Annotated in this window: 2 protein-coding genes; one reads left to right on the forward strand and one right to left on the reverse strand. The window is 56.6% G+C overall.

The annotated features are described in order from the left end of the window. Positions 1-119: 119 nt before the first annotated feature. Positions 120-1,082: a thioredoxin-disulfide reductase gene (trxB, locus tag HU806_RS26085; RefSeq protein WP_186615763.1), complete on the reverse strand. Its 963-nt coding sequence runs from the start codon at positions 1,080-1,082 to the stop codon at positions 120-122. A gap of 311 nt (positions 1,083-1,393) precedes the next feature. Here trxB and cysZ point away from each other — a divergent pair, with 311 nt between their 5' ends. After that, positions 1,394-2,149 (forward strand): sulfate transporter CysZ, encoded by a 756-nt coding sequence (cysZ, locus tag HU806_RS26090; protein WP_186615765.1) that lies wholly within the window; start codon positions 1,394-1,396, stop codon positions 2,147-2,149. The last annotated feature ends 1,114 nt before the right edge of the window (positions 2,150-3,263 follow it).

The following is a 3,263-nucleotide window of genomic DNA, read 5'->3' on the forward strand; positions in this document are numbered from 1 at the left end:
CCTTTATTTTTTACATTCCAGAAAAGCAAATGCCCCGACAAGTCGGGGCATTTGCTTTACGCCGCCGCAAACTGCGTTTTCACACAGTCTGCGAAGCCGGTTTTTTTGTTCCTGACGGATCAGAACGAAACGTTTTGCAGGCCGTCCAGGTAACGCTCGGTGTCCAGGGCCGCCATGCAACCGGCGCCGGCCGAGGTAATGGCCTGGCGATAGACGTGGTCGGCCACATCGCCCGCGGCGAAGATGCCTTCGACGCTGGTGGCGGTGGCGTTGCCGTCGCGGCCGCCCTTGACCACCAGGTAGCCATCCTTGAGTTCCAGCTGGCCTTCGAACAACGACGTGTTCGGGGTGTGGCCGATGGCGATGAACACGCCGTCGACTTTGATCTCGTCAAAGCTGCCGTCGTTGTTTTTCAGGCGAGCACCGGTCACGCCCATGTTGTCACCCAGCACTTCGTCCAGGGTGGCGTTGAGCTTGAGGATGATCTTGCCTTCGGCGACGCGCGCGTTCAGCTTGTCGATCAGGATCTTCTCGGCGCGGAAGGTTTCGCGACGGTGGACCAGAGTCACGGTGCTGGCGATGTTGGCCAGGTACAGGGCTTCCTCGACCGCGGTGTTGCCGCCACCGACCACGGCCACGGGTTTGTTGCGGTAGAAGAAACCGTCGCAGGTAGCGCAGGCGGAAACGCCTTTGCCCATGAACGTTTCTTCCGATGGCAGGCCCAGGTAGCGAGCGCTGGCGCCGGTGGCGATGATCAGGGCGTCGCAGGTATAAGTCGCACTGTCACCGGTCAGTGTGTACGGCTTGGCGGCGAAATCGACGGCATTGATGTGATCGAAAACGATCTCTGTCTCGAAGCGCTCGGCGTGTTCTTTCATGCGCTCCATCAAGGCTGGGCCGGTCAAGCCGTGAACATCGCCCGGCCAGTTGTCGACTTCGGTGGTGGTGGTCAATTGACCGCCGGCCTGCATGCCGGTGATTAGCAACGGCTTGAGGTTGGCACGGGCCGCATAGACCGCGGCGCTGTAACCGGCAGGGCCGGAACCGAGAATAATCACTCGTGAATGACGGACTTCAGACATGACCTGCTCCTGTTGACCGGACCTGTGAGGTCCGGAACGCCGGCTGAGCGGCGGGAATAAAAAAGGACTGTTGATGCACTTGGGGAAGGCTTTGGTTCGACAGTCCTGAAAAAGAATGGGTGCAGCGTATCGAGGGAGCGAAGATTAAGGAAATACGGTTTAACAATCCAGCTCATAGGTGAGCTCTATCCGCTGGCGCTTATTCAATAGGTACGATCCTTCACTAAACCTTGTTACACGTGATGTCGTAGCTTTCCCACGCCGGGCAAAGCCGGTAAGGTCGGCGCGTCCATCATTCCTCGGAGCCACCTATGCCCGCCCCCGTCTTGTCCGGTCCGCAATATTTGCGAGAAGGTCTCAAGCTGGTCCTGAGCCCCGGCTTGCGCCTGTTTGTATTGCTGCCGCTGACGATCAACCTGGTGCTGTTCGTCGGGCTGATCTACCTGGCCGGCCACCAGTTCAGCCTCTGGGTCGACACGCTGATGCCGTCGCTGCCGGAGTGGCTGAGCTTCCTGAGCTACATCCTCTGGCCATTGTTCGTCGTGCTGGTGGGGCTGATGGTGTTTTTCACCTTCACCATGCTCGCCAATATCATCGCGGCGCCCTTCAACGGATTTCTCGCCGAGAAAGTCGAAGTGGTAGTGCGCGGCACTGATGATTTTCCCGCGTTCAGCTGGGGCGAACTGATCGCCATGGTTCCCCGCACCCTGGCCCGGGAAGCGCGCAAGCTCGGCTACTTCGTGCCGCGTGCCCTGGGGCTGTTCGTGCTGTCGTTCATCCCCGTGCTCAATATCGTCGCCGCACCGCTGTGGCTGTTGTTTGGCATCTGGATGATGGCGATCCAGTACATCGACTACCCGGCGGACAACCACAAGCTGGGCTGGAACGAAATGCTCGCCTGGCTGCGGGAGAAACGCTGGCAGAGCCTGGGCTTTGGCGGCAGCGTGTACCTGGTGCTGCTGATCCCGGTGGTCAACGTCCTGATGATGCCGGCGGCGGTCGCCGGGGCGACGTTGTTCTGGGTGCGCGAGCAAGGTGCCGAGACGGCGTTGGCCCGGCAGGGCTGAGCATCATGACCTGACAAAACCTCGTTCGCTTATCACTCTTGAACAGCCCTTTCCTGGCCCACTGATTCATAAGGTTGGCACACATTGCACTAATAGAGCGCAACCCTCCGGCATCCTGGTACTGCTGTCTACTACCTACGACGCAGGGTATCGGATGCCGGAGGCCTTAAAAGCACTCCGCACCCCAGCCTTGCTGCCTGAGACGAAAGCCCTATCTGTCGAGTTCGTGTGTCCAGTTTTGGGCGTGCGAACTCGATTTACAGTAAGTTAAGGCTTTTCCATTCTATCTGCTGCCTCCTTGAAGGCATTACCTAAACTTTCAATAAGGTCCTCGTGGGATTTCCCAAGTTCTTGTAGCCGCTTGTATTGCCTCCAAAATAGATAAGCTCCCCCAAGGAAAATGAATATTGTCCCCGCCAGAACGAACCACCGAGGAAAGAAAATCGGCTCAACTATCCATATAAAAGTAGATGCCCACGAACGTTCTAAACTTTGCTCGAGCCCGTCAAATGCGCCTTTACCAAGGAAGAACGCTAACAAAGTACAAAATATTGGCGGGGCCCAATAGTTGAAAATAGTACCAAGCTTGGACATCGGAAAGTCACCCACGATTGATTGCATGGCAAAATAATGACAGATAGCCATACCTGATGCCACTCATGCAGCAGATTCTACGACTTGTGAGACATTATCTATGGTCTCGGTGAAAAGTCGGCCTCCAGAGGTGTGTCTGCACGTCCGATTGCTGCGGGTAGCATCATCAGACGTAAGCGTATAGCCAACACACTTCACATGACCGACGGTGTGTGATTCAGCCCGTCGACTGCATCCAGTATTTGCCGTACCCGATCTGTAACGGACATGTCCCCCTCAAGCTTTAAGACAGCACAAGTAAGCACAGACAGCCATTCCTGATGCCTGGCCAAGCTCCGTCCAGGGACGCCACCCTCATCATACTGAGCTGCCCAAACCAGAAACTCCGGCTTTGCTTGACCGAAGCGTTTTACCTCTCGACGTTTTAGTTGTCAGTACCGATGCAAAACTGACCCACCCTACCGGTTGAAAACTGACCCACTTGGGCAAAATGCAGCTTTTGCGAGCTGCCCATGCTGTC

Source organism: Pseudomonas sp. SWRI154 (genome assembly GCF_014268645.1).
GTDB lineage: Bacteria > Pseudomonadota > Gammaproteobacteria > Pseudomonadales > Pseudomonadaceae > Aquipseudomonas > Aquipseudomonas marvdashtae.

Coding starts and splice junctions, on each gene's coding strand:
- trxB (WP_186615763.1), bottom strand. CDS start 1,082: ATGTCTGAAGTCCGTCATTCACGAGTGATTATTCTCGGTTCCGGCCCT.
- cysZ (WP_186615765.1), top strand. CDS start 1,394: ATGCCCGCCCCCGTCTTGTCCGGTCCGCAATATTTGCGAGAAGGTCTC.